We start from the raw sequence: 25,851 nt of genomic DNA, 5'->3' as shown, positions 1-25,851 counted from the left end.
AATCAACAAAATTACTTTAATCTTTTTTTAATGGTTTTATGTCAAACTCAAAGGGTAATAAACGTCCGCCTCGGCGAGAAGTATCGTCCAGTTCTGACAATGAAAACCATAATCGAGTCAAATGAGCACCATAAGTGTGAACATGCTGCAACATTACGATTGCCGCTGAAACAGCAGGATGCCATTCCAACTCGACCCCATTGCCCATATCGTCATAAATACTGACTCTGCCATCGCTACAAGCTAAGGCCGACGAACTGGACACCAGCACCGATGCCGCCTTACCGTAATCGACATTTTGATTCAAACAAAACAACTCCTTTCCAGCCCCCCCATTAACACTTTCAATCGTCAAATCTCCCGTAAATGCTTCAGGCAACAAAGTCACCTTACCCACACGCACCGATCCCAATGGTCTCTCATAATCGTCGAATTCATAACGTAACCGTACTTTCTCGGTAACGGTATCCACCAAAATAGTTTTTCGCAACTTACCCTGATCAAAAGCGATTACCGCAGAAATAGACAATTCGCTACCAAACTGCTGAACCTGAGGGTTTACCCATTCCAAATCAGTCAGCCGGGCATGCTGACTTGGAATTTCGATCAAAACCCCGCCGGAATAAAAATCCGCACCTAATTCAATAGTCTGAAAATATCCTTGAGATAATGTGCCGATCAGTGCAGCGAAGCCCTGCGATTTGAACGCCAAAGTATGGATTGTCATACCACGCCGCTTATTCAGCACTAATTTCAATGCCGGCGTGTTTATTGTAAGAAAAATCCCTTCCTCATCATTTTCGATAAGCACGGATTCCGATATCTTTTGAGGCTTTCGATGTTCTCGCGGAACAGAATCGGCAAGCGACCATTTCAATTTTAATCGGACAATCCGATCAAGCGTTTCTTGCCACCGCAAGTCGGTGATGTGAGTACGTAGATCGCTAGCCCATAACTCACAAACTTCCCGCCAACATTCGGAAGAATCCTCGCCGCTTTTCTGCATCGCTTGCCATAATTGATGGCAAACTGTATTTAGCCATAAATCATCTCTTCCCGACACCGCCCAACGATTAATATTATATTTGGCCTGCTTCTTAACTGGGACGGGTTGGATTATCGAAGTGAGCCTGGATGTTTTTTTTTCCGCATCACCAATCTGCCTTGACAACGCCTCGCTCGGACTCAACCAGTTAAGTTCGCACTCGCTTTGTAATTGTTTCAAAACTCTTTCGAACCTTAACCACTCCCCTTCCGTGTGCAACCTGGACTCGGCGGCAAAACGGCCGGGACGATAATCAAAAATCTCCGCATCGTTACAATAAATGGGCAACATTCTTTCGCCCTGCTCGATACGATGCTTGATATAAGACGTATACTCCGTAAAAGGAATATCCCCATGCACCACCCGCTGTAAACGCTGAAATAAAATCGAATCGGACCATAAAACAGGCAAAGAAACTTCACCGCACCCTTGCGCATGCGTCGGCATCGTAGATAGCGGGCTGTGTTCCAACCCCAATGCGAGCCTTACATTATCCCTATCCATGATAATGCCTCGATAACCCGCTACGGCATAAACGTCGACCAAGCCAGTCGAATAAGCCATTTCGTTGACTAACGCAATATTCGGTTCGATATCCAATAACTGCCGATATGCATCCAGGCCCAATGCTTGATTTCGGACATTAACCTGGTAGGGTACCAAGGGCCCGATGATTTGCGACCAACCGCTACCGATTAGCTCGCATTGCCCGCTTCGCAACATGCCGCGAAAACAATCAACCCACTCAGGATCGATTTCAACTATCTGATTGAGCGTCCACCCGGTTAACTCAATTCCGACCGGAACCTTCGTTTTACGGATTAATTCCAGTAAAGGCCAATAACACTTGCAAATAACCTCGGGGCGAGCCTCAGTAGGAATCGATGAGAAAGCCAAGTTCAAATGAAAAATAAGATAGGCGTGCGACATTAAACCAATAACTCGTTCAACGCTTGCACAAGCCGCCCGCCATTAGCCGCAGCCATTTTATTTTGAGCAGCAATAGATAACGCGGAGGCCATTTCATCATCCGCCATCAAGTTCCGCAGCTTTTCCAGCGCATCCAATTCATCACGGGCCACCAAAGCAACATTCTCCTTCGCGATCAGACCTAGCTCGTCATCATCCTTATTGCCATAGGGCGAAAACACCACTGTGGGTATACCGTAATAGAGCAGTTCAAAAAAACTGACGCCATACACCGTAACGGCATAGTGCGCATCAAGCATCAGTTCATCAAGACTGGAGGGCGCCTGATGATTGTTGAACATTACCGTTGATGATTCGGGAAAGTCGGGTTGCTTAGCATAGGGACCGGTCACCCAATTGACTTGCGTATTATCCGGCAAAGTATTAAGCAAAAGCCTTGGAAGCCTCTGTCCCAAGCCCGTAACATCCGCACCGCCGCTCAGAACCAACACATGACTGCCACGACACCAAAGCCTAGGATAAGCCTTGGCATTCAGCAAAAAACAATCCCAACCATATATCACTGGAGCCCCTTGACTCTCCACTACCTCTGGCGGGCAACGGAAAGACGGCATGACAATCAGATCCAAATGATCTTGATGACTGAGTAAACCGTCAACGGCAATGATTTTGCAAGCCTTGGCTCGCAAATTTTTCAAGAGTTTCGCTAAATCGATCGGCAACCACTCCGGAAACAGATCGAAAATAATCAATTGAGGAACCGAAGTATCAAGTTGCCTCTCGATCATTTTCGTCAAATCCTCGCCAATCGACAAAAAACTGTGTTCAAATTGCTGCAATTCAGGATGTGCGATCGGATCGCCTTGAATCAGAAAGCGAATGCTGACGTCAAACGCCTGCTGCACGATACGCGCAACGGCTAGAGACCGAGTTAAATGCCCAAGCCCGACCCTACTTCCTGCATGGCATACAATGAGAACATTCATTGGTAGGCTGACGTTATTTCAATCGGTCTCGAGTTTCTTTCAAGGGCCGCAAGCCATCGCTAGGATCTGCCCGCCACATACGATCGGGCAATTCCGACGGAACAGGTTCCTTGACGCCATCACCGTCCGCTTCGATGCCCTTATTCACATCCTTTATTACGGCAGCGATCTGATCGGGTAGCCAGCAATGACCGGCCGCAAATTCCTCACCCTTGCCGTCCAGATCGAGATGAAATTCGACCACCTTAGCCCCCCATTTGTGAATGGCCCTATTGATGACTGCCGGTTCAACGGTATGATCCGACCAACCGACCTCGCAACCCGTCTCTCGTCTTAGAGTTTCGATCGCAGCAAGATTGGCCTCGGCGTAAGGCGTCGGGTAAGAGGAAGTGCAATGTAACAAAACCGGCGCAGCGCATCCGTTATTTTTCAACACATCGACTGCATGTTGAATCTCCTCCACAGTAGCCATGCCTGTTGACAGCACTACCGGTTTGCCGGTAAGAGCGCATGCAATCAATAAATCGTCCCACAGCAATTCATACGATGCGACTTTGTAGAACGCTACATAAGGTTCGAGCTCGGCAACCGCGGCCAGATAAAACGGTGTACAGGAAAACTCGATATTTAGCGCCCGACAACGCTTAGACAGCTCAGGTAAAAAATCTAACGATAGCTCCCAATTCTTACGTTTCGTCACCTCGCTTTCAGGCAAGGCTCCCTCTGCAAACAACCAATCGACACGAAACAACTGGAACTTAATAGCTGAGCAACCCACCGTAGCGGCCGTATCAATAAAATCGAAACAACGCGTCAAGTCTTGAGAATGGTTACTGGAAACCTCCGCGATAAATCGTACCGTCATCACGTCACCTCGAAACGGATAAGACTTTTCGCAGCATTGAAAATATCGAAAGCATGCTGCTTCGAAGATCCGACCACTATAACCCAACAACAGCGCTGAGCGTTATCGACATAATCCTCGATATAATCTCCGGGCGACTTGGTAATAATGATTTCTTCAACCCCTTTTATTTTTCTCGCTTCTTCGATACCCAATATGGCATTAATGCGACCTTTCGGAGGAAAAATTCCGGCACAAATCGATGTCAAGTTGCGAGTACCTCGGATAAACGTCTCATCAAGATCGCGGCCTAAGGCAATTTCCATCACCGCTCGAATAGGGTTTTTTCCGGAACTTAACGGTGTTGTGTACTGCGAATGAAATCCCCCACTGAGCCGCGCGGGCATTTCTAAAATCATCGGCCCCTTTTGGGTCCAAATCATATCGGCTTTGGCCGGCCCGAAATCGATACCCAGCGAATCGGCGGCGGCATCGACCACTTCAAAAATGCGTTGTTGCTGCTCAGATGGCAAAACCGACGGGTCAATATGCGCCATTTCGATATGATAGGGGTGGTATCCGAACATACGATCGGCAATACTGACATGATAATGCCGCCCTTTCCAAACAATGGTTTCGACGCTCTGTTCATCACCGACAACATATTCTTCAATAATTGCGGTGCCGGTAGTGGACGCCTGCTTGGCGTTTTCCAGTGCTTGCGACAACTGCTTTTCGGTATCTATCCGCATAGAGCCGCGCGAAGCTGCATTATCCACCGCCTTAACGATGGCTGGAAACCCAACGCGCTTAAGCACCGCCTTAGCCTCGTCGAGGGTCATGACTTCGGCACCGAATGGGGTTGGAATCTTATCGCGAAGCCAGCGTTCTTTCATCAACACCTTGTTATTCGAACGCTGTGCGACTGCTAAAGGTATTCCCGGCAATCCCAAAGAATTAGTGATTGCGGCAACGGTGACAGCACAATCCGAACCGGCGAATGCCGCCCGGATATTGAATTTTTCCCGATTGTCGAGGGCAAAACGAACATGACCATCCACATCTTTCGAATCGATCACGATGCCATGATCACAGTATTCGAAACCAACGGCATGCGGATTACGGTCGGTGGCAATCACTGTCAACCCCATCTCTTTGGCAATCTTGATAGCCGGAATTTGCATAATCCCGGCACTAACCACAATGATTGAGCTATCTTGAGGTTCTTTAGTCACAATGCGTTCCATACGATTATTTTACGAAGAGCGCTGCTAGGGTGTCGCCAAAGCCATGTTTCTTAGCGATGACATCCATAGCTCGCTTGTTAGGGGCCGGCATGCTACCGGAAGTATTACCGCTACCGAATCTTATCCAAGAGCGTAGATCTAAGCCTACCTTAGCACCCAGACAAAACAAGGCGTCTTGAGAAAATAAATTGATATGCTCGACCGGCATGAAAAACCGCCAATCCGCACCAAAACTTTCAGAGATAACGCCGACCACCGGAGTTTCGATCAACAACCAACCGCCAGGGTTCAGCAAACGGTAAGCATGCGCGATATATTGGCAAGGGTCTCGAAGATGTTCGATCAAATGCCACATGCTAATAACATCGTAGCGTCCGTCGAGGCTAAGAAAATCACCGCACACACAATTCAATTCCCGCGCCCGAGCCTGATCGATACATTCTTGAGAAATGTCCATACCTAGCACCGAAGCAGCACGAAAATCCTCCATCATTTGCAGAAACTGTCCTGTACCGCAACCGACATCCAATACCGTCTTCCCAGCAAAGGCATCATTTCCTAAGCCTAAATCGGCAAAAGTGAATGTCTTGTCACGCTTGAAACAGGCATATCCTGCATCGGTCAGATATACCGACTCGCCAGATTTCTTAGTTTGGTAATCAGCATAGTAGCCGGCAATCTCTTGATCCGAAGGATAAGGATACTGCCTAACCGACCGGCATCGGGCACACCCGACATACCGAAAACCGGACTTTTCGCAAACAGGCCCGAATTCGGCACTGCCACAGATCATGCAATATTCGGAATCAATGTTCATGAGGATAATCTTGATTGAGGTGAGTAAACAGCGTTTGCAAAGCTTCTTCACCACTATACAACGCTGCATTGCCGGCTGGCCAGGAATGGCCTTCGATGTTGTAACCATCGTCACAGAAGATCACGTTTCCGGTCAAATGGCGCTGAGGAATACAAGTAGCGAGTAGCGTTTCCGCAATCCCATCCAAGGTCGCGAACTGCTTGCTTGGAGTATGGGCCAGAATCGCCGACGCCCTAAGGCTGTATCCACCATTCTCTCCCGATCGTAGTAGGCTACGATTCAATGCTGTTTCGACGGTTCCCGGAGCAACGCCATTAACACGAACCCCGAATGGAGCTAACTGAGCAGCAGCCGTTTTTATTAGCCCTTCCAACCCATGTTTGGAAATGTTGTAAGCATAGGAACCGTAAAGCGACAACCGTGAAGCATTTGAACATAGATGCAAAATGTGCCCATGACGGCGACTAACCATATGCTTGCTGAAAATCATAGTCGCCAGAAAGGCCCCGGTCAGATTCACATCCATAACCCGGTGGTATTCACTCAACAGTTTTTGCGGATCGTCCTTGCAAAAATCCATCGGTGCATGATGGGTACCGGCGAAATTAACTAAAGTATCGATGCCGTCGAGCGAGCCAATCGCCTTATCGGCAGCAACGCTCAGCTCATCCAAAGAAGTAATATCGGCGACAAAAAAAGGCAGGTCTTTGCTCGGATCGCTTCGCCCGATTACTGCGCATGCCGCACCTTGAGCCATAGCGGCATCCAAAAAACATTCGCCAATCGCGCTGTTACCGCCAATGATCACCAGCTTATGATCTTTCAACATCTCGCTCACGGCTTAACTCCAAAATATTTGCGGGCATTTTTATAAAAAACGCCCTGCAATAGAGTTTGTAATTGTTCGATATCATCCGGTATCAGGCGGTACCTGACGTCTTCACCCAACATATTACAGACTACTCGGCGAAAATAATCGTGACGGCTAAATGACAAAAAACTGCGGGAATCGGTAACCATACCGATGAATCGAGCAAACAGACCGACTTGCGACAAGGCATTCAATTGATCGCAAATCCCCTGGGCGGTATCCAGAAACCACCACGCCGGGCCGAATTGCACTTTTCCGGCAACGCCGTCTTCGAAAAAATTACCGGTGACGGAAGCAAACAGCATATTATCGCGTGGATTGGAATTGAAGAGCACTGTCTTAGGCAGGCGTTTTTCAGCATCAAGGTCACTCAAAAACTTATTTAAGCGATAGGCTTGGTCGAAATCACCGATCGAGTCGCAACCTGCATCGGGGCCAACACTTTCAAAAACATGCCGATTATTGTTTCTAGTGGCCCCCAAATGTAAAAGCATGGTCCAACCTTTTTCATGATTCCAACGAGCGAACTCCTTCATCAAAAAAGAACGCCAGCGTTCGATATCCAAGTGATCGATAGTGGCATTACACAAGAAGCTGTTGAAGATACGCCGCATATCGGCAACACTGCACAACTCGACATAGCATCGCTCAAGACCATGATCCGACATGCAACAACCGGCATCGGCAAACGCATCATGACGCATACGTAATGCATCGATCAAAGCATCAAAATTACCGATATCGATTCCGGTAATCGAAGATAGCTTATTCAACCAAGCACCAAACTGGGATCGGTCGGCTATCGCCAGCGCCGCATCAGGCCTAAAAGTCGGCAACACCGCTACTTCGAAACCCTCTGCCCGCAAACGAGCATGATGCTCCAGTGTATCGGCCGGATCATCGGTAGTGCATAACACTTCCACATTCATCTTTTGCAACAACGCCCTTGGCCTAAAATCGCTGCCCGCCAATAAAGCGTTGGCATGTTCCCATATCGAAACGGCAGTGTCCTGCATCAATAGCGTTTCGATGCCGAAATATTGCTTAAGCTCTAAGGCCGACCAGTGATAAAGCGGATTACGTAGCGTCAATGGATAAGTTGCGGCCCAAGCCCAAAACTTCTCCCAATCGCTGGCTTGACCACTGCAGTAACGCTCAGGCACACCGTTGAGTCGCATTGCCCGCCATTTGTAATGATCTCCGCGTATCCATATATCACAAAGGTTAGCGAACGGTTGATTGATCGCTATCGTCTCGACGGGCAGATGGCTATGGTAGTCGATGATAGGTAAGGTTCGAGTCGCTGTATATAATGCCTGAGCCGTCTCGCCCTGTAACAAAAAATCGTCGTCAAAAATAGTAGCCATAGATGTTTTGTATGCAATGAATCCGTCATGGGAGTTTTACAATCAAGGCCTGCCCGGTAGGCAGCACCAAAGGAAATTCCGGTTTATCTACGAAAAATTGGTCGACCGCAGAGCGTGCGCCAGGACAACTAGGAAAACCGTAATCATCGAACACCATAAAACCGCCGCTAACCAATCGAGGATAGATAAACTCGCAGCAATCATTCACCGATCGGTAAATATCGACATCGACATGGGCGAAAGCAATTCGCGTCTGCTCCAATCCTTGAAACGACTCAGGGATAAAACCGGCATAATATACGATATTGGGCGCGTCACCCACTCGTGCTTTTACCTCGCTTAGACTGGTATCGGCAAAATCGCCTTTGCGATGATAATCATGCCCTGGATCGGTATTGGGCATACCGGTAAAGGTATCAAACAAGCATAATCGACGATCCCTGAAAGTCGAAAGCACTTGGGCGAACATCATCGCGGTTCCTCCTTTAAATACCCCGCATTCCCAAAAATCGCCCGACAAATTGCAAGCCTGTCGAGCTAAGCTATATAGCACCCAGACCCGGTCAGACGAAACCACGGTATATGGTTTTATATCTGCCATTAAATTAGCGAACTTGCTTGATTGATCGAGCCATGGCGAAAACAATGGTTGGTATAGCTCTTGATCCCGCAACGATTTACGCATCGCACCCTCCGGTATGCCTTATTTTCATCATTCTTCGTACCATGAACTCCAAACCGAATTAAATTTTCTTTGCGTACAGCACTACTTCCCGCCCAATTCCCTGACGAGCGAAATCCGCCTGCAGATATTCCAGTACATCGCTGCGGCCACCACGGGTCAATGCCAACTCGAAGTTCATTCGCTTTTTATGACAGGCCCGTCCAATTTCATCGCTGCCTACATATTGATCTCCCATCAATAAAAACATATCGATAGGAAAGGTTGATTCTTTGTGCAAAACCTGAAAACCGCAACGTTCTACCAAACCAGCAAGAGAAATGAAGTCAAAATAGTTAATATGATGGGGTGGAGCAACCCACCAAGGATCAAACCCTAGATGATCACGCAACACGCACTGAAATGGGTTGAAATCATTCGGCACCACAATGCAGATTAAACCGTTATCGTTCAAACTAGCGTGTATCAATGCCAAAAATGCGGCAGGATCGAGAATATGCTCCAGCACCAGACTCATATTAATAGCATCAAAACATCCTAGTTCGGGCGCCGTTTGCGTGGAAAACAAACCGCACTCGATATCCAGCTGCAAGCCACGACTGAACTCCACGGCTTGTGACGAAGGTTCGATACCTTTAACCTGCCAGCCTCTTTGCTTGCCCTTGAGCAAAAAAAAGCCGGGGCCCGAGCCGATATCAAGCAACCGGCGACGACCTTCCGACAGATAGCGTTCGAGTCTCTCATAACGCTGCACGTAAACGGTATTCCACCAATCGATATCCTCGCGATAGCGTTCAATATACAACGGCTTTTCGCGACTATAGTAATCATGACGGTAAATTTGCTCTAATTCCTCGATACTGGGCAGAGCGACAATGTGTTTAAAACCGCATGAACCACAGTCGATAACATCAAAACCGTTAGCCGAAGCAACAACAACACCTTCATGTTCTTGCCATTTTTTAATTTGTGAGGGTTCTTGCATAACTTAGTCAGTAGTTCTAGGTTCTTGGCACAGTCTTGCTACGAGGCATTATAAGGATTGCCGCCATGCGGAAAACATCAATTCGGCCCGCTCCCAATCTTCGGGAGTGTCGATGTCCTGCACTTGGTATCGAGGTAAAATTAATGCTACAGAAGCATCGGAAAACGCCGGTATTTCATGCAGAGCTGCATCAAAATTGGCCCAATAGAATTGTCCGGCATCATGATACGCCGGCTCTAAATCTTGAGACCTCGTCATCAAATGTTCAGGCTGAAACATTGATACGTTTCCGGACTCGTCAATGCGGATGGCTCGCTGTATCGGAAAAGGAAAACTGGTCACGGCAAACGCGATCGATTTATTGAATTTCACCATCCGCTCAAAGCCGGCAACTAAATCGTTCGGTTTAATAAATGGAGCCGTCGCATAGATGGTACATACATAGTCTATTTCCCCATAGTGTTCGACAACCCATTCAATTGCGTGTTTGGTAACCGCACCGGTACCGACAAAATCGTTGGACAATTCCGCAGGCCGCATGAATGGGACTTCAGCACCCCAGTTCTGCGCTACCTCGGCAATTTCAACATCGTCAGTTGATACAATAATGTGCTCAAACAACTTGGATGTCTTTGCAGCCTCAATCGACCAAGCAATTATCGGCTTGCCACAAAAATCCTTGATGTTTTTACGCGGGATACGTTTACTTCCGCCCCGTGCGGGTATTACAGCTACTTTCACTCGACCTCCATTTAAGCTACTTTCGACCCTGCCGACGACACTTGTCAATCAAGCAACTGTTCACGCACTTTCATAGTAATACATCGATACCTCTACCCTTCTTATCGTCTTCAAGACAATTGCCATATAAATACACAACACCATCCAGATTTTGAATAATCTGTTTGAACGCCTTTATTTCATAAGGATAGAGGCTCGAAATAACTGGCCGCTTAATTTGCTTGCAGTCATTCGTGCAGCCGAACTCAATTTAAACTTGCCCCCAAAACCTTAGCTACCTCGCAAAGTTGCGATTCAGTCAAATCGGGATAAAGAGGTAATGAGATTGCTTCGGAGTAATACTTTTCGGCTTCCGGATAGTCGCCTGGCTTAAAACCTTTGTTTTGATAAAAAGGTTGTAAATGAACAGGTATGTAGTGCAGATTGACGCCTATGTCTGCACTACGCAACAGACGAAATACTTCCAAATGGGGTTTGCCTACTCCCGAATTTTGCAACCTAATAACGAATAAATGCAGAGAAGAACGACAGTCATCCGGTTGCAATTGCCAGTTTACCGGCAAATCTATCAACCTTTGCCGATAAAGGTCGGCTAACCGATGCCGACGCTCGACAAACGCATCCAACCGATTAAGCTGGCTTAACCCCAACGCCGCTTGCAAGTCGGTCATCCGGTAATTGAAACCCAACTCGATTTGCTGATAATACCAGGGACCATCCGGTTCGTGCGTCATTTGATTTGCATCGCGGGTAATACCGTGACTACGCAACAAAGCCATTCTTCGGGCGAGTTCGATATCGTTCGTGACGGCAATGCCGCCTTCACCGGTTGTAATAATTTTCACAGGATGAAAACTGAATACGGTGATTTCGGAATAACGGCAACATCCGATCGGCTCATCACAATATTGTCCACCAATCGCGTGCGAGGCATCTTCGATAATTTTGAAACCGTAGCGCCGACTTAATTCGCGGATCGCTACCATATCGCAAGACAACCCGCCGAAATGCACTGGAATCACAACCTTGGGCAAGCGACCTTGGCACTCGGCCTCGGCTAATTTTTTCGTCAAGCATTCGACGCTTAGATTATAGGTATCGGGGTCGATGTCGACAAAATCGACACTGGCGCCACAATACAGCGCGCAATTGGCACTGGCTACAAAAGTGATCGGGCTCGTCCAAACCATATCGCCCGGCTTGACACCCAGCGCCAGACAGGCGAGGTGCAAGGCTGACGTAGCGCTGTTGACTGCCACGGCATGAATAGCCCGACAATAATCGGCTACGGCTTGCTCAAACCGAGGAACAACAGGTCCTTGCGTCAAAAAATCGGACTTTAGCACCTCGACCACTGCTTGAATGTCGTCCTCTGAGATACTTTGACGGCTATAGGGTATCATTGCAAATAATCTTATTCATGATTCCTATAGCTATCGACCAACAAACGTAATTCATCAATCGATAAAAAACGATCATTGCTACCGCTATCATATCGAAATCCGGGAGGAACTTTTTGCGAGCCGGTGCGGGCGCAATAATTTTTCATGTTGTACGCAGCTCCTGCCGGCAAAATCGCATAATAAGACTCTAAATCCACCGTATTGAAGCTATCGCTGACGGTGATCATTTCCTCATGGATTTTTTCGCCGGCACGAATTCCGACTATCCTGTGCTCGCATTCCGGACCAATAGCCATCGCCAAATCGGTAATACGATAGGAGGGAATCTTCGGCACCAGTACTTCACCGCCCCAGGCGTTCTCAATCGCCCAAAGCACCATATCCACGCCCTCTTGAAGACTGATATTAAAACGCGTCATTTCCGGGTCGGTAATCGGCAAAATACCGGTTTTACGTTGTTGCAAAAAAAACGGGACCACCGAGCCTCGGCTACCCATGACATTACCATAGCGCACAACACTAAAGCGTATATCCCTGGAACCTTTAATATTATTGGCGGCCACAAACAGTTTATCGGAACATAGCTTAGTAGCGCCATAGAGATTAATCGGCGCAGCGGCTTTATCGGTTGAGAGCGCCACCACCCGTTGCACACCGGTATCTAAACAGGCTTCGATCAAGTTTTGCGCGCCCAACACATTGGTCTTGATGCATTCAAAAGGATTATATTCCGCCGCCGGCACCTGCTTGAGCGCTGCGGCATGAATCACAATATCGATATCTTCCAGCGCTCTCTTCAAACGACTTTGATCCCTGATATCGCCAATAAAATACCGCATGCATTTTTGATTAAAAACCTGCCGCATTTCATATTGCTTGAGCTCATCCCTGGAAAAAATAACCAGTTTATTTGGGTCGTAACGCTCCAACAAAACTTTCGCGCATTGCTTTCCAAACGACCCGGTACCACCGGTTATCAATATATTTTTTCCTTGTAGCATGATTCTGTTCTTTATTTTTGCTTTGAAAGCATGCCCTGATTTGTAAGATCGTTCAGCCAATTGCTCGCAAATTGTTGAAACGTTATTACGGCAGGGAATTATAACTAGCGTATCTATCAGGCCCGGCACATTAGGGCTTTAGGTATACAAGTGTTTAATGCCCATCATCAATATATCTTATTGTTTGACTCGCTTAATAACGAATCATAAAATTTAAGTGTAGCCCGATAAATGCGTTATGTCTCTATCGGGATATCGCATTGATGCTTTGATTATTTCCGTTCTTTACGCGTATCGCCAGTCCAACTGTGTCAAATTCCGTTGATTTTGATTAAAAATCATCCCAACCTCATAAATCTGTTTTGCTTTATCTTGATATTTTTGCGCATATTCTTTGTCCCGAATTTGCTGCAACGCAGAATTAGGGTTTTGCGGTTGATAGTCAGTGCTTTTGTCGAGTTTGATTTCCATGACATAAATACAGTCGCCCAACATGACTGTCATATCAACCTGCCCCCGATTCGTGGTATCTTCAGGAATAATCGTGGCGTTGAGGCTAGCGAAGAAGGCGTAGAGGACGCTAGCGTAGTAACCTTCGGAGTTGGGCAGGTCGTTGTGGGTGAAGTTGCGCCAGGGAATGGCGGCAAATAGTCGTTGTAACATAGGCTGTAGTTCAGCTATCGCGCCGTGGCGTAAAAGTTTGTAAAGTTCCGTGCGGTATGCTTTTTTCTCGGTGTCGATTTGGCAGTAGCCTTCAATCAGTTGGTTGTTCAGCGCCATTTTCACTTCATGGTTGGGCACGGCCAGGACAAAGGCCATTTCGCCCATGATGTCGGTATAGGCTTTTTTGATGGTGAGATAACCGGATTGGAATAATAAGGTAACGGGATTAATGCGCTCGACGTCAAAAGAATCCAGGATTTCTTCCGAAACTTCGAGCTGTTCCAAGTCGGGCAGAAAATAGGCTTTTTGTTGGAACAGTTTGATTAAAAAGCTGGGGTTGCCGGTTTCGAACCAGTAGTTGCGGTAGCGTTGGTTGCCGCTGATGAATAATAAAATATCGTAAGGATTGTAAACCGGCTCGCCTAAAAATTGGTAGCCGCTGTACCAGTCTTTTAGTTGCACCCAATCGACATCGGCTAAATGCCCGGCAAATGTGGTATCTAAATCCTGTTGGGTATAGGGTATAACCGCAAATCGTAGCGTAGTTTTCATGAAGGGTAATGTCTTGCAGTTGGTTCAAACCGCTAAATAAGCTGACTTTAGAAAATTTGGTCACGCCGGTCATAAAGACAAATTGGATGTGCGCGTCTTGGCTTTTGAGTACGGAGTAGAGGTTTTTCAAGCCTTCGCGAATTTCAGCGGCGCGTTCGGGGCGACCAATGTTGTCCAAAATCGGCTTGTCGTATTCATCGGCCAGGATAACGGCTTTTTGGCCGGTTGTTTCGTAAGTATAACGAATTAATTCGGCGAACTGCCCGTTAATGCTACGGGCAGTGAGCTTAAGATTTAAACGACGTTGTTGTGTATGTAGCATTTCATAAAGTTGTTCATCTAGCTGCGCACGGCTTTGTAATACGCCCTCAGCAAAATCAAACTTGATGACGGGATAGCTTTGCCCCCAATCCCATTTGTCTTCAATAAACAAGCCTTTAAATAAGGCTTGGTTACCTTCGAACAGTTCTTTTAAGGTATCGACCAACAGGCTTTTGCCAAAGCGCCTTGGGCGCGATAAGAAATAGGCTTTGCCTGCGTCAATCAGTTGCGCTATCAAGGGCGTTTTATCAACATAGCAATACGGATTTTCCCGTATTTCGGCAAAGGTTTGTATGACTAATGGCAGTTTTTTTAATGTATTCATAATTTTCGCCAGTCGAGTTGCGCCAGGTTCCGTTGAACTTGATTACTCTTGGATTTCTGAAATTTGCGATTTGTTGATTTAGGGAATCAGCACGTTCGCATCGGGCACAACTTTCAGCAGCACTTGTCGCAATGCCGACTTGGCCTTTACGTCGCCGTGAATTAACCGAATTTCTGATGGTTTGACTCGCATGCCTTTGACGAAACGAAGCAGCGAATCTCTGTCGGCGTGGGCGGAATAGCCGTTCAATTGATACACGCCGGCATTGATCGTATAGCGCCGCCCGTCCAATTCGACATAACCTTTTTTCGGTCCGTAAGTCTGAATGGCCCGGCCCGGCGTGCCTTCGGCTTGATAGCCGGCCAGCAGAATGTCGGTGCGCTCGTCTTCGATTAGCGTTTTTAAATAATTGACGATGCGACCGCCCGCGCACATGCCGCTCGCGGCTATCACGATGCAAGGCCGCGCGGTTTTCTTTAAATAATCGACCGTGTTCAGATGATCTTGATGCGAGTCTATCGTCGTGATTTGCTCGAACGCCAACGGATGCCGCCCGGCGCCCAGTTTCCGCTTGGCTTCGGCGTCCCAATAGGGTTTTAGTTTGCGGTAAACTTGGGTAAAACGATTCGCGAGCGGCGAGTCGACGATGATTTCGAGATCATCCCATGCCAAGCCTTTCGCAACGGTTTCTTCCCGATAACGATGAATCAGCTCTTCGAGTTCATAAAGCAGCTCTTGCGTCCGTCCAATACTAAATGCAGGAATTAGAATCGCGCCGCGATTTTGCAAGCAATGGCTGATCAATTGCTTCAGCATGTCTTTACGTTGCCGCCGGTTTTCGTGCAAACGGTCGCCGTAGGTGCTTTCGAGCACCAGCACGTCGGCCCGATAAGGCGATTTCGGTGCCGGCAGCAGCGGTGTATAAGGTCCGCCCAAATCGCCGGAAAATACGATGCGTGTATGTTGTAGGCCGTTACCGACATCGCATTCGATATAGGCGGAACCGAGTATGTGGCCGGCCGGTTTGAATTTGATTTTTAATTTGCTGCCGGTTTTCCCGCTCAACGGCACCGATTGCCACTGTCCATAAGGCACGGAGACTATCTTCGACCGGATCAAGCCGATAAAACGCTCGACCAACGCCTTGTCGCGCGTGAATCCGACCTGCACTGCATCTTCGAGCACCAGCGGCAACAATTCTGCCGACGGCTCGGAACAATAAATCGGCCCGTCGAAACCGGCGGCCAACAAATAAGGTATGCGGCCGACATGGTCGATATGACAATGCGTGACGATCAACGCACGAACCGGCTGAACCGGAAATTCGATCTGCAGGTTATCGAAGGCCGCGCCGTCGTTCGAGACTTCCGCGCCTTGAAATAAACCGCAATCGATCAACACCGAATCGTCTGCATCGATTTTCAACTCATGACAGGAGCCGGTGACGCCGTTGACCGCGCCGTGATGTTCGATTGTAGGATACATTAGATATTTTCGAGCCAGTTTTCCAAACGAATTCCGCTCACGCGGCTAAATTCTCTGACATTGTTGGAAACGACAATCAAGCCTAGACTTCTCGCATGCCCCGCAATCATCATGTCGTAAGCGCCAATCGTCATGCCTGCGCGTGACAACTCGGCCCTGATCTGACCGGATTGCCTTGCGGCATGCGCGTCGAAAGGAGGAACTTCAAGACGCGCGGCAAAACCCTCGATGTCCAATAAATTACGCTGAACTTGTTCTGAATTTTCAGCGCCGTAGACAAGTTCACCCCACGTTACCGATGAAATGCAGAGTTGGCCGATGTGCGCATTGAATAAGCGCTTGAGATGAACGGGTCTTCTTTTGATCGTGAAGATGCAGGTATCGGTATCAAGCATGTATTTCAGCAACTCAGAATGCCTCTCTTAGTTGCACTTCGGACTGACCTCTTTCGCCCATGAAATCATCGGAGACGCCCGACCCTTCGAACCAATCGTCCCATGCCGTGCCAGCCGGAGAAATGATGCGTTTATTACCGACCGCAATCACGTCGACCGATTTTATGTCGTCCGGCAATGCGACTTCCTTGGGCAACCGAACCGCTTGGCTTCGGTTATTCTTGAACACCGTCGTTTGAACCATACTAACCTCCCTCTTTACCGAGATATACAAACTGTATATCCATGCTAGCAAAGAATGCCTACCTGTCAATCGATAAGTGCTTTCGGCATTAAAAATAAGCGGCTTAATGGATTCAAGATTGCTGTTTTTGCTGAATGAATGCCAAGACATCCTCGTTATCGACCTGATAATAGATATCCTCGACCGAAATACTCGCATCGATCGATTCGAAATAAATCGTATCGCCGAGATAGTAATAAGCCGCCTGCCAGCCGCTTTGCCGCGTGAACACTTCGATCTCAGCCTTATCTTGCTCGACCAGCGCATATTCCTGAAGCGATTCCAAAGACAAATAAGCTTGGCGCTTCAAGGTTTTATCGATGCGCCGCGTCCCCGGCGAAAGCACTTCAACAATAATAACCGGCTGGGTTTTGTAATAGTCGCTTTCGAGATCCTGCCGGTCGCAGACCACCATCACATCGGGATAATAAAAGTCGTTTTGTACTTTGACTTTCATGTCGTTGATATAGCCTGTGCATGGCGACGTTCTTTGCTTTAACACATTTCTAAGCTCGGCAAAAATATTGCCGCTAATCTTATTGTGCTTGTCGCTCGCGCCGGTCATCGCATAGGCATGCCCATCGATCAATTCATGCCGAATCCGACCGTCTCGTTCGCCTTCCAGATAGTCTGCTTCGCTCAAGCGGTGTTCGGCATAGCTGACGCGCATGATACTCACCCTCCGATGTTCTCTATCAAGCCAACACCGACAACAGCCAGCGTACATCGGTCAGGCATTGTTCGATCAATGCATCCGGAACTGACGGCGCTTGGCTCAACGAAAACACTCGGGCAAATACGGCAGCTTGTTCTTGCGTAACGCGCTGTTGAGGTAATAATTCGCCGTACAACCAAACGGTCGCCTGATCGGCCGGCGGCGTTTGGCTTTTGCCGCCGATTGCCGAAGCCTTGGCCAACAAAGCCGCAGTCAACAAGTCCATCACGCCGGCATTCGCGTGCTGAGCCCAAAGTAATTCAGCCGACTTCAATTTGTCTTCGGCTGTCTGATGCAATGGATTGACCTGTGCGGCTTCGCTCTCGTCCGGCTCGAACAGTACTTCGGTTTGCGCGACCGGCGAAGCGGCTCCAAGACGCTGTAAACCGGCCAAGGTTCGCCGGTCGATCAGCGCCACCGGAACATCGGGCTCGGACAGGTTGCGCGCGTTATCTTCGTCGGCATCGTCGACCGCATTCAAAACGACCAGCAACCCGCCGCCTGCGCCAAGTATGCGTTCGATACGGGTGCCGAAACAGTTCTGTATATTCACGATCAATTGCCGAATCGCGCTATCGGATTCGTCCTCGCTGGCGGCAGGCTCCGTGTGTTTAAGCAGTTTTTCGGGCTGATCGGCGGATTCCGTTTCGAGACTTTCCTCCAGCTCCAGCAACGGCGGCTTATTTTCCGTGTCTGCCGAGGGCTCTGTTGCGGCCAGCTCATCTATCAATGTCTGTAGCATTTTTTTCGACACGCCGACAACATCCTCGGAAGCCTCGGGATCGATGACATTGTCGAACAGGTCGCGTTTGTTTTGCACCAGCTTCGCGACTTGCTGCTCGTAGGAATCCTCAGCCAACAACAGAAAAATCAGCACATTCTGTTTCTGACCTAGACGATGAATCCGCGCGATGCGTTGATCCAGTATGGCCGGGTTCCAAGGCATGTCCAAATTAATCAACACGGTCGCCGATTGCAGATTCAAGCCTGTTCCCCCGGCATCGGTCGAAATGAACACTTGCACCGAATCGTCTTTTTCGAAGCGCTCCATCAATTCGCCGCGCTTTTCGCTCGGTACGCCGCCATGCAATCGCACGCAGCCAAGTCCCATCGCGCGGACCTTGGCTTCGACCATTTCGGTCATGATGGCCCATTGCGAGAAGATAACCGCCTTGCGGCTGCTTTCGAGGCAGATCTCTTCGAGGATGCCCACCATTTCGTCGAGTTTCGGCGAACCTTCTGTTTCCTTATCGACAAGGCCGGCGGCATTGCAGGCCATGCGTGCTTGTTGCAACGCCGCCATGAAGCGGTTTTGTTCGCTCGGCGTCAACGGCCGGCGTTTTGCGATTTGAGCGATATAACCTGCCGCGGACAGCGCCGATCCGTGCAGTTCGACTTGCTGGGGCGTCATCGGGATATCCAGGCGCACTTCGGTCCGATCCGGCAATTGATCGCTGACCAAGCTGCGATTGCGCCGCAACATAATCGGCGCGATACGACGCCGCAATTCGGACAAATTGCGATAACCGATCACCTTGCCGCGCTCGTCGGTGACATGGAAATCGAGCAAACAGCGCCACAGCGGACCGAGCACGCGCGCGTCGATCACTTGCAACAGGCTGTAAAGGTCTTCCAGGCGGTTTTCCAGCGGCGTGCCGCTTAGCACGAACACATAACGCGACGGAATCAATTTCACCGAAGAAGCGATTTTAGTGCGCCAGTTTTTGATGCGTTGCGCTTCGTCGAGAATCACCAGATCAGGCTTCAGCGTTTCGGTGATGACGCTAAGATCGCGCAAGATCAATTCGTAATTGACAATGAAAAACAAGGCATCGGCGCGGTAATGCACCGAACGGTTTTCGGCGGGACCTTGCACGATGCGCGCGCCATGCGACGTGAATTTTTCGATTTCGCGTGCCCATTGCGATTTCAACGACGCCGGGCATACGATCAGGACGCGCCGAATGCCGAGATTATCGGCCATCCAGGATGCTGCAGTTATAGCCTGTAAGGTCTTGCCCAGCCCCATGTCGTCGGCAAGCAGCGCCCGGCCGCGCGAGGCTAAAAATGCCACGCCTTCGCTTTGATACGGAAACAAGCGCGCCTTGATGCCGGGAAGTACGCCGTTCGCGCGCAAAATTTCCTGAGCAATCTGTCGCTCCCGTTCGGCTTGCACGGCATCCTCGGCACATTGCCGGGCATAGCGCACAGCATCGTCGCCCAATTGCAAATCCTCGCGCCCGAAGACTTGTTCCGACAATCTGAAAAAATCCTCCGGCACTCGCCCGTTGAAACTTCCGTCGGCATTGAAATAATTAGCGAGTAATTCGGCGAGATCCGTTTCGATATGCGGGCTGCGATGTAAGCGCAGCACCGGATGCGTGGCCGACTCCCAAGATAGGTAGACGAAAGACACTGGGCAACCGGCCTGTTTCAGTTTCTTATAGTCGGGCTGTTTGCTCGCATAATGCAAGACCGCTTCGATATGTTTACAAGTGCCGAGGCGGTTACTTGCCAAATCGGGACAGGTGCAATAATTCATACGCTGATCGAGCGAGCGAATCTGCACCTGATAGGTTTGTTGCCAATGCGTTGCCGATTGGATCGACGACGCCTGCCAAATGCCGAAACCGAGATTGCCGCTGATCAATTTAACACGGACTTCGTTGCGGCCTTTTTTGACGCGTTCGGCGATCGCTTCCTCGACCGCGCTACAGAGCAGAATCTCTTCATCGCCTCCGAACTGATCGGCGTAAGCGTACAAGACCGCGACAGCATGCTTGCAAACCAGCTGATGATCGCCGCAGCGGCAATCGACATGAAGTTGCATATCCCCGCCTTCGGACAATTCCAAATAATACGGCAAATCGGCATCCTCATCTTCGACCTGTGCCGACAAGATGCCGTCATGAAGATCGAGATCGAACACACGGTTCTCGGAAAAATAAGCCAAGCCTTGCTTTACACGGTCATCGGCCGCGACGGCATGCAGTCGTTCGGTATCGAAAAGAAAAAAATCGTTGTCCATAGCGTTTGCCGTTAAGAAATCGGAAGTTAGGTTATTCGTAACTATTCAGCGCATGCGGTAGGTTGGTGTCAGGCATTGATTTCTAAGGACGCGTGAACCCAGCACCTAAATAATCCAAAATTGTTTATCATAGCAAATGGATTATGGTATTTAGGTGCTGGGTGAATACATCCCTGTAAGCTCTGACTACAACGTCCTGTTGCAGTCAGCCTTATAAATCAATGCCTGACGCCTTCTCATACATGACTTATACTGAATAATTACGGTTATTCTAACGTAATTTAACGCCCTGTCGCTTCGGGTATTTTCGGCATAACTAAATTTAATGAATGCACCAGGGAATGAACGCGTTGAAAGATATAATGGAGAATAGAGCCGAACCCATCCTACGCATTATTTTCGGCTTACAGTTCAAATATTTCATTCACATCAAGTTGTAGATCAGGGAACAGATGCGGGACGGCAATATCGTCATTGGCATACATGTGCTTAAGGCGGTATTGTCTTTCATCGTTTAGGACAAATTGATAAATAGCTTGCTCTTCCGGATAAACAAGCCAATATTCTGTTACGCCGCTTTCTTGATAGATTTCGTATTTTAATTTCATTTCTCGTTTGGCATTACCTTTCGATAATATCTCGATAATCCAGTCAGGCGCGCCGTTACAGCCCTGCGAATCTAATAGCTCGGGATTGCAAATCACACATAAATCAGGTTGCACTACCGTGTGAATGTCTTGGCTAGTTAATACCGATTTTTTTCTGTCATACAGCCGGACATCGAAAGGCGCGGCAAACACCTTGCAAGGTTTATGACGAAAATGATTAGCCAATAACCGCGTAAAATTAACCGAGATGCTTTGGTGTATAACATTCGGCGCGGGCGACATCAGCATGATTTTGCCTTTGATTAGCTCGATCATGTCGTCAAGCTGCCAAGTCATATAATCGGCATAACTGTAGTGTTGATTAAGATCTAACTGTGATAATCGGTTGATTTTAGCCATTAGGCGCTCCTAATTTTTATACAGTCCTATCAATCACTGCCATTATACCCATCGTAGATCAAAATTCGGCATCGGGGGGTGTTCGGTCCCTCACCTAGCGTTAGGCGCGGGACCGAACACCCGGCGCCTCCTTAGATACTGCCGAAATTTGAAGTGCGAAAGATATAATAGCCGGATCAATAATCGTCCATGCTGCCGGCCGGCATTATCGTTTTGTCTTCTTTCGGTAATTCGGCGACCATCGCTTCGGTCGTCAGCATGAGCCCTGCAATCGAGGCAGCGTTTTACAAGGCCGACCGTGTCACCTTGGTCGGATCGAGAATCCCCATTTCGAGCATGTCACCGTATTCGCCGGTAGCCGCGTTGAAACCATAAACTGCCGCTGCCTTCTTGAACCTTAGCCAGGATTACCGAAGCCTCGACGCCGGCATTGGTTGCGATTTGACCCAACGGCTCTTCGATTGCGCGGCGCAGTATTTTTATACCGACGTTACGGTCGGCATTGTCGGTTTTCAGATCTTGCAAGGCTGCTTGCGCACGAACCAATGCGACGCCGCCGCCCGGCACGATACTTTCTTCGACACGCGCTTTCTTCTCCTTCATTTCGATCTCGGTCACCGCGCCCACTTTGATCACCGCAACACCACCGGACAATTTAGCGATACGCTCTTGTAGTTTTTCCTTCGCTGAAAATCTTGGAAACGGAGCGCCAGCGAAGTGAAGATTTTTAGTCCCCGATAGCCGTAGCGCCGGGTGTTTTGCCGGAGTCTGCGCGACTAGCGCAGGCGGAGGCAAAATACAAGGCATCGCGACACGGCGTCAAGCCATTTGTGGGAGTGCTACGGAGCCGCATCGAGTTGACGATGATGTGGCGTAGTGGCACGGACGCAGGGCGAATCGGGGCCGCCGAAGGCAATAATCGCCAAGTCATTTTTCGCTGCTGAAATCGGACGGACCCCATTTCAGCTTTCGCGAAAAATCTTGGCGCGCTTGAGACTTACTGTCCGCGCAAGGTTTGGAGATTTTTTTTAATTCTTCGACCGCGGCGCTAACCGCATTATCGATGCCGCGTTTGATATCCATTGGATTGGCGCCGGCCGCGACCGATTTCAAGCCCTAGCGCAAGATCGCTTGAGCCAAAACGGTTGCGGTCGTTGTACCGTCGCCGGCGATGTCAGAAGTCTTCGAGGCGACCTCCTGACCATTTGCGCGCCCATGTTTTCAAATTTGCCTTGCAATTCGATTTCTTTCGCGACCGATACGCCGTCTTTGGTCACGGTCGGCGCGCCGAAACTCTTTGCAAGCACGACGTTGCGGCCTTTCGGCCCGAGCGTTTGCTTGACCGCATCGGCCAAAATATTGACGCCGGTTAACATAAAATGGCGCGCATCATCTGAAAAAAGAACTTCTTTAGCTGCCATCTTCGGTTTTCCTCAAACTATTCTTCAAATCAGTTAAATCAAGATTCTAAAACACCCAAAATATCGTCTTCGCGCAGCACGACGAGCTCGGCGCCGTCGATTTTGACATCGGTGCCGGAATATTTGCCGACCAAAACCTTGTCACCGACCTTGACCATCAATGCGTGTTTATCGCCATTAGCAAGCAACTTACCGCCGCCGACGGCAATGACTTCGGCAGTGATCGGTTTTTCCTTCGCATTATCGGGAATGACAATGCCTCCCGGAGTAGTTTTCTCGCTTTCTAAACGCTTAACGACGACACGGTCATGTAAAGGACGAATACTCATAAGAATGTGTACCTCATGAATAAATAAATGAAATGAATGTTGAATAAAGTTTCATATCGCTATTGACTTGTGCAGCGACCATTTTGTTATGTCGAACTAAAGGACAGAAAAGCTTCTGACTCATCAGATAAATTTCCTGTTCTAAAGTTGTCATGATAAAAATGGTGCTGTACTAGCTTCGACGCAAATTTAAGGGTAGTTTTTTGAATTTCAAGGCCGCTTTTTAAAATTTTTAAGCTCTATTTCTTGAAAATTTATAGAAGGCGACCTTTAATCACAAAACCTGTGGATAACTTTGTGCATATCTTGAAGACTGACGCGATAAAACCGCATGTTTATTACAACTTTGTTAAATCGGCTAATTTTTATACAAAATGCGGTCAAATTATGATATCAATGACTTACATGCGTAATTGAAGACGTATTAGTATTTAAAATCCGCCTTACCAGCCAAATTAAAGCCAAGATAGAGCAATGTGCATAAAAGCCCATGCCTAAGCCTTCCGCCTAGGCCCATTGAAGACTAGAACACCTCAAAGAATAACGAATGCCACGGCTAGCTCGAGGTACTAAGCAAAAGCGAAGCAGAGGCACTATACGGCTTTCCAGGCTCGCATCGATTGCAATCGCCCCGTAACTCAAATCCCTTAGCGGGTATCGGGAAGCTAGAAAATCCTCCCCTTTTACCTTTCACCTTTCACCTTATCCTCCAAATACTCGACAACAACCTCCCAAACCGGTTTTCCCGAAGACGGTTCGCCGACACCAGCCCAACCGGCGACTTTATAAGTTTTATCAGAATCAAGCGGCTTTCCGTTCGGCATTCTAAGGCCGGAAATACGACGGCCGATTTCCTCGTTCGGATCGCAATTAAAACGGAGGCCGCCGACGCGAACCATGTCGCCGCCTTGACGATAATACGGGTCGCGGTTGAATAAATTGTCCGCAACATCTTCGAGAATCGCTTTGATTTCTCGTCCTAATAGGAAGCGCATGTAAGTTTCTGGATAAGTGATCGCCGTATGATTCATCACGTCTTCCAGCGTAATTGTTTGCCCCGGCAGTAGCGTATTACCCCAACGGAATCCCGGCGACATGGCGATATCGGCACCACTAACTTCCAGCAAGGCGTCGAGAATCAATTGATCGAAGGTACCGTGAAAACGGTCGCGCCGATATAATAGCCGGTCAGCCGTCGCCAACGGACGAGTCAATTGATCGATATAAGGATTTCTAACGATTTCAATCAATTGTTGCATCTTAGGATCGGGCGGCAGCAGATTCGAGAATACCGGCAATAAACGATAATTCAAGCCTTTCAGTCGTCCTTTGCCAACATCCAAATCCAACACCGCCAAAAACTTGCCATGGCTGCCTGCATTGCTCACCCAAGTCTTGCCGCCTGAATTGTCGATTAACACCGGTTGCGGCAAGGCATCGTGCGTATGACCGCCTAAAATAATATCCAGCCCACTGACTCTCGACGCCAATTTCAAATCGACATCGAGGCCGTTATGAGACAGCAGTACGATGACATCGGCGGTTTTATCGGTTTTGATCCGGTCGATAACACCTTGCAAATTGTATTCTTGAATGCCGAATTGCCAATCCGGAATGAAGCGTCTGGGATTGGCTATCGGCGTGTATGGAAACGCCTGTCCGATGACGGCAACTCGAGCGTGTTGCAAGGTTTTAATGACATAGGGTTCGAACACACACGAATTATCATCATCGCTGTCGAATTGGGCCGCATCGGTCAACTTGATATTTTGCGCGGCAAACTCCCCGTTAAACTGTTTGAGATTATCCAATACGCGCTTACTGCCGTAAGTAAATTCCCAGTGTCCGGTCATCACGTCGACGCCTAAGAAATTGCAGGCCGCAACCATATCCCGCCCTTGTGTCCACAATGCCGTCGCCGAACCTTGCCAACTGTCGCCGCCATCGAGCAATAAGGTGTTGCCCGGACCGCATTCTCCCCGAAGCCGCTCGATCAATGTCGCCAAGTGCGCGAAACCGCCCATTTTTCCGTAAATTTCGGCCCATTCGGTAAAGCGTAAATGCGTGAAGGCATGGGCTTCAGGGCTACCGAATTTTAACCGGTAATAATCGAGTAATGCCTGCCCGCTTAAAGGAACCGCGCGCCCATGCATTTCGCCGGCGGCAAAATCATTCGAAGGCTCCCGATAATAAACAGGAAGCAATTGCGCGTGGCAATCGGTAAAATGCAGCAATCTGACATTGCCGTAAGGCTGAGCCGAATATAGGTCTTCGATGTCGAAATCGCCGAAACGCCTTTGTGTCGAACAATTCGAGGATAACAGCGCTATCGATAGCGCTTGTAAAAATTCACGACGACTTAAATTCATCGTTTGGATTTTCTCCGATGGATAGAAATACGACAAATG

At 48.6% G+C, this 25,851-nt stretch carries 22 protein-coding genes and 2 pseudogenes; all 24 read right to left on the bottom strand.

The genetic code is table 11. The features are described from left to right. Positions 1–16 precede the first annotated feature (16 nt). On the bottom strand, positions 17–1,975 hold the full coding sequence (locus tag ACRJJO_RS09485; protein ID WP_431065542.1) for a hypothetical protein: 1,959 nt from the start codon (positions 1,973–1,975) through the stop codon (positions 17–19). Further along, on the bottom strand, positions 1,975–2,961 hold the full coding sequence (locus tag ACRJJO_RS09480; protein WP_431065541.1) for a hypothetical protein: 987 nt from the start codon (positions 2,959–2,961) through the stop codon (positions 1,975–1,977). The genes ACRJJO_RS09485 and ACRJJO_RS09480 overlap by 1 nt, the downstream gene beginning before the upstream one ends. Before the next feature lie 13 nt (positions 2,962–2,974). Beyond that, positions 2,975–3,826, bottom strand: coding sequence for an N-acetylneuraminate synthase family protein (locus ACRJJO_RS09475; protein WP_431065540.1), 852 nt, complete (start codon positions 3,824–3,826; stop codon positions 2,975–2,977). Beyond that, positions 3,826–5,040, bottom strand: a complete 1,215-nt coding sequence (locus ACRJJO_RS09470) for an ATP-grasp domain-containing protein (RefSeq protein ID WP_431065539.1) — start codon at positions 5,038–5,040, stop codon at positions 3,826–3,828. The genes ACRJJO_RS09475 and ACRJJO_RS09470 overlap by 1 nt, the downstream gene beginning before the upstream one ends. Positions 5,041–5,056: 16 nt before the next feature. Further along, positions 5,057–5,869 (bottom strand): class I SAM-dependent methyltransferase, encoded by an 813-nt coding sequence (locus ACRJJO_RS09465; RefSeq protein ID WP_431065538.1) that lies wholly within the window; start codon positions 5,867–5,869, stop codon positions 5,057–5,059. Further along, the gene (locus ACRJJO_RS09460) at positions 5,859–6,698 is read right to left on the bottom strand and encodes an SDR family NAD(P)-dependent oxidoreductase (RefSeq protein WP_431065586.1); all 840 of its coding nucleotides are present in this window, start codon (positions 6,696–6,698) and stop codon (positions 5,859–5,861) included. Before ACRJJO_RS09460 ends, ACRJJO_RS09465 begins: the two co-directional genes overlap by 11 nt. Positions 6,699–6,703: 5 nt before the next feature. Then, positions 6,704–8,107 carry a glucuronate isomerase gene (gene uxaC, locus ACRJJO_RS09455; protein WP_431065537.1) on the bottom strand — a complete coding sequence of 468 codons (1,404 nt, stop codon included), beginning with the start codon at positions 8,105–8,107 and terminating at the stop codon, positions 6,704–6,706. Positions 8,108–8,132: 25 nt separating this feature from the next. Continuing rightward, positions 8,133–8,792: a TylF/MycF/NovP-related O-methyltransferase gene (locus tag ACRJJO_RS09450; RefSeq protein ID WP_431065536.1), complete on the bottom strand. Its 660-nt coding sequence runs from the start codon at positions 8,790–8,792 to the stop codon at positions 8,133–8,135. A 58-nt stretch (positions 8,793–8,850) separates the two neighbouring features. Further along, on the bottom strand, positions 8,851–9,774 hold the full coding sequence (locus ACRJJO_RS09445; RefSeq protein ID WP_431065535.1) for a class I SAM-dependent methyltransferase: 924 nt from the start codon (positions 9,772–9,774) through the stop codon (positions 8,851–8,853). A gap of 48 nt (positions 9,775–9,822) precedes the next feature. Further along, on the bottom strand, positions 9,823–10,515 hold the full coding sequence (gene pseF / locus ACRJJO_RS09440; RefSeq protein ID WP_431065534.1) for a pseudaminic acid cytidylyltransferase: 693 nt from the start codon (positions 10,513–10,515) through the stop codon (positions 9,823–9,825). A gap of 245 nt (positions 10,516–10,760) precedes the next feature. Then, positions 10,761–11,918: a UDP-4-amino-4,6-dideoxy-N-acetyl-beta-L-altrosamine transaminase gene (gene pseC / locus ACRJJO_RS09435; RefSeq protein ID WP_431065533.1), complete on the bottom strand. Its 1,158-nt coding sequence runs from the start codon at positions 11,916–11,918 to the stop codon at positions 10,761–10,763. 11 nt (positions 11,919–11,929) lie between these two features. Beyond that, complete coding sequence (gene pseB, locus ACRJJO_RS09430) at positions 11,930–12,919, bottom strand: UDP-N-acetylglucosamine 4,6-dehydratase (inverting) (protein WP_431065532.1); 990 nt, start codon at positions 12,917–12,919, stop codon at positions 11,930–11,932. Positions 12,920–13,204: 285 nt separating this feature from the next. After that, positions 13,205–13,867, bottom strand: a complete 663-nt coding sequence (locus ACRJJO_RS09425; protein WP_431065531.1) for a PD-(D/E)XK nuclease domain-containing protein — start codon at positions 13,865–13,867, stop codon at positions 13,205–13,207. After that, positions 13,824–14,780, bottom strand: a complete 957-nt coding sequence (locus ACRJJO_RS09420; protein WP_431065530.1) for an AAA family ATPase — start codon at positions 14,778–14,780, stop codon at positions 13,824–13,826. The genes ACRJJO_RS09425 and ACRJJO_RS09420 overlap by 44 nt, the downstream gene beginning before the upstream one ends. Before the next feature lie 78 nt (positions 14,781–14,858). Further along, positions 14,859–16,265, bottom strand: a complete 1,407-nt coding sequence (locus ACRJJO_RS09415) for an MBL fold metallo-hydrolase RNA specificity domain-containing protein (protein ID WP_431065529.1) — start codon at positions 16,263–16,265, stop codon at positions 14,859–14,861. Further along, positions 16,265–16,660, bottom strand: a complete 396-nt coding sequence (gene vapC / locus ACRJJO_RS09410) for a type II toxin-antitoxin system tRNA(fMet)-specific endonuclease VapC (RefSeq protein WP_431065528.1) — start codon at positions 16,658–16,660, stop codon at positions 16,265–16,267. Before vapC ends, ACRJJO_RS09415 begins: the two co-directional genes overlap by 1 nt. 13 nt (positions 16,661–16,673) lie before the next feature. Beyond that, the gene (vapB, locus tag ACRJJO_RS09405; protein WP_431065527.1) at positions 16,674–16,904 is read right to left on the bottom strand and encodes a type II toxin-antitoxin system VapB family antitoxin; all 231 of its coding nucleotides are present in this window, start codon (positions 16,902–16,904) and stop codon (positions 16,674–16,676) included. 112 nt (positions 16,905–17,016) lie between these two features. Next, entirely contained in the window at positions 17,017–17,613 is a 597-nt protein-coding gene (locus ACRJJO_RS09400) for a Uma2 family endonuclease (protein ID WP_431065526.1), read from the bottom strand. 25 nt (positions 17,614–17,638) lie between these two features. Next, the gene (locus tag ACRJJO_RS09395) at positions 17,639–20,686 is read right to left on the bottom strand and encodes an SNF2-related protein (RefSeq protein ID WP_431065525.1); all 3,048 of its coding nucleotides are present in this window, start codon (positions 20,684–20,686) and stop codon (positions 17,639–17,641) included. Between the two features lie 404 nt (positions 20,687–21,090). After that, on the bottom strand, positions 21,091–21,693 hold the full coding sequence (locus tag ACRJJO_RS09390) for a Uma2 family endonuclease (protein WP_431065524.1): 603 nt from the start codon (positions 21,691–21,693) through the stop codon (positions 21,091–21,093). Between the two features lie 176 nt (positions 21,694–21,869). Continuing rightward, positions 21,870–22,377 (bottom strand): annotated as a pseudogene (locus ACRJJO_RS09385) (TCP-1/cpn60 chaperonin family protein); the annotation flags it as partial. 300 nt (positions 22,378–22,677) lie between these two features. After that, positions 22,678–23,114: pseudogene (locus tag ACRJJO_RS09380) on the bottom strand (TCP-1/cpn60 chaperonin family protein); the annotation flags it as partial. 38 nt (positions 23,115–23,152) lie between these two features. After that, positions 23,153–23,443 (bottom strand): co-chaperone GroES, encoded by a 291-nt coding sequence (locus ACRJJO_RS09375; protein ID WP_431065523.1) that lies wholly within the window; start codon positions 23,441–23,443, stop codon positions 23,153–23,155. Between the two features lie 683 nt (positions 23,444–24,126). Next, complete coding sequence (soxB, locus tag ACRJJO_RS09370) at positions 24,127–25,812, bottom strand: thiosulfohydrolase SoxB (protein WP_431065522.1); 1,686 nt, start codon at positions 25,810–25,812, stop codon at positions 24,127–24,129. Positions 25,813–25,851: the final 39 nt, after the last annotated feature.

Origin of the sequence: Methylotuvimicrobium sp. (assembly GCF_050611805.1) — a bacterium.
Lineage (GTDB): Bacteria > Pseudomonadota > Gammaproteobacteria > Methylococcales > Methylomonadaceae > Methylotuvimicrobium.
The sequence above is the reverse complement of the archived record's forward strand: the minus strand, read 5'-3'. Positions and strand labels throughout refer to the sequence as shown.

What these genes read in the sequence shown, in the direction of transcription:
- ACRJJO_RS09420 (WP_431065530.1), bottom strand. Translation starts at nt 14,780, where the DNA reads ATGAATACATTAAAAAAACTGCCATTAGTCATACAAACCTTTGCCGAA.
- ACRJJO_RS09400 (WP_431065526.1), bottom strand. Translation starts at nt 17,613, where the DNA reads ATGCGCGTCAGCTATGCCGAACACCGCTTGAGCGAAGCAGACTATCTG.
- vapC (WP_431065528.1), bottom strand. Translation starts at nt 16,660, where the DNA reads ATGCTTGATACCGATACCTGCATCTTCACGATCAAAAGAAGACCCGTT.
- ACRJJO_RS09460 (WP_431065586.1), bottom strand. Translation starts at nt 6,698, where the DNA reads ATGTTGAAAGATCATAAGCTGGTGATCATTGGCGGTAACAGCGCGATT.
- ACRJJO_RS09445 (WP_431065535.1), bottom strand. Translation starts at nt 9,774, where the DNA reads ATGCAAGAACCCTCACAAATTAAAAAATGGCAAGAACATGAAGGTGTT.
- ACRJJO_RS09475 (WP_431065540.1), bottom strand. Translation starts at nt 3,826, where the DNA reads ATGACGGTACGATTTATCGCGGAGGTTTCCAGTAACCATTCTCAAGAC.
- ACRJJO_RS09485 (WP_431065542.1), bottom strand. Translation starts at nt 1,975, where the DNA reads ATGTCGCACGCCTATCTTATTTTTCATTTGAACTTGGCTTTCTCATCG.
- vapB (WP_431065527.1), bottom strand. Translation starts at nt 16,904, where the DNA reads ATGGTTCAAACGACGGTGTTCAAGAATAACCGAAGCCAAGCGGTTCGG.
- ACRJJO_RS09450 (WP_431065536.1), bottom strand. Translation starts at nt 8,792, where the DNA reads ATGCGTAAATCGTTGCGGGATCAAGAGCTATACCAACCATTGTTTTCG.
- ACRJJO_RS09375 (WP_431065523.1), bottom strand. Translation starts at nt 23,443, where the DNA reads ATGAGTATTCGTCCTTTACATGACCGTGTCGTCGTTAAGCGTTTAGAA.
- pseC (WP_431065533.1), bottom strand. Translation starts at nt 11,918, where the DNA reads ATGATACCCTATAGCCGTCAAAGTATCTCAGAGGACGACATTCAAGCA.
- ACRJJO_RS09465 (WP_431065538.1), bottom strand. Translation starts at nt 5,869, where the DNA reads ATGAACATTGATTCCGAATATTGCATGATCTGTGGCAGTGCCGAATTC.
- ACRJJO_RS09390 (WP_431065524.1), bottom strand. Translation starts at nt 21,693, where the DNA reads ATGGCTAAAATCAACCGATTATCACAGTTAGATCTTAATCAACACTAC.
- soxB (WP_431065522.1), bottom strand. Translation starts at nt 25,812, where the DNA reads ATGAATTTAAGTCGTCGTGAATTTTTACAAGCGCTATCGATAGCGCTG.
- ACRJJO_RS09480 (WP_431065541.1), bottom strand. Translation starts at nt 2,961, where the DNA reads ATGAATGTTCTCATTGTATGCCATGCAGGAAGTAGGGTCGGGCTTGGG.
- ACRJJO_RS09415 (WP_431065529.1), bottom strand. Translation starts at nt 16,265, where the DNA reads ATGTATCCTACAATCGAACATCACGGCGCGGTCAACGGCGTCACCGGC.
- ACRJJO_RS09395 (WP_431065525.1), bottom strand. Translation starts at nt 20,686, where the DNA reads ATGGACAACGATTTTTTTCTTTTCGATACCGAACGACTGCATGCCGTC.
- pseB (WP_431065532.1), bottom strand. Translation starts at nt 12,919, where the DNA reads ATGCTACAAGGAAAAAATATATTGATAACCGGTGGTACCGGGTCGTTT.
- uxaC (WP_431065537.1), bottom strand. Translation starts at nt 8,107, where the DNA reads ATGGCTACTATTTTTGACGACGATTTTTTGTTACAGGGCGAGACGGCT.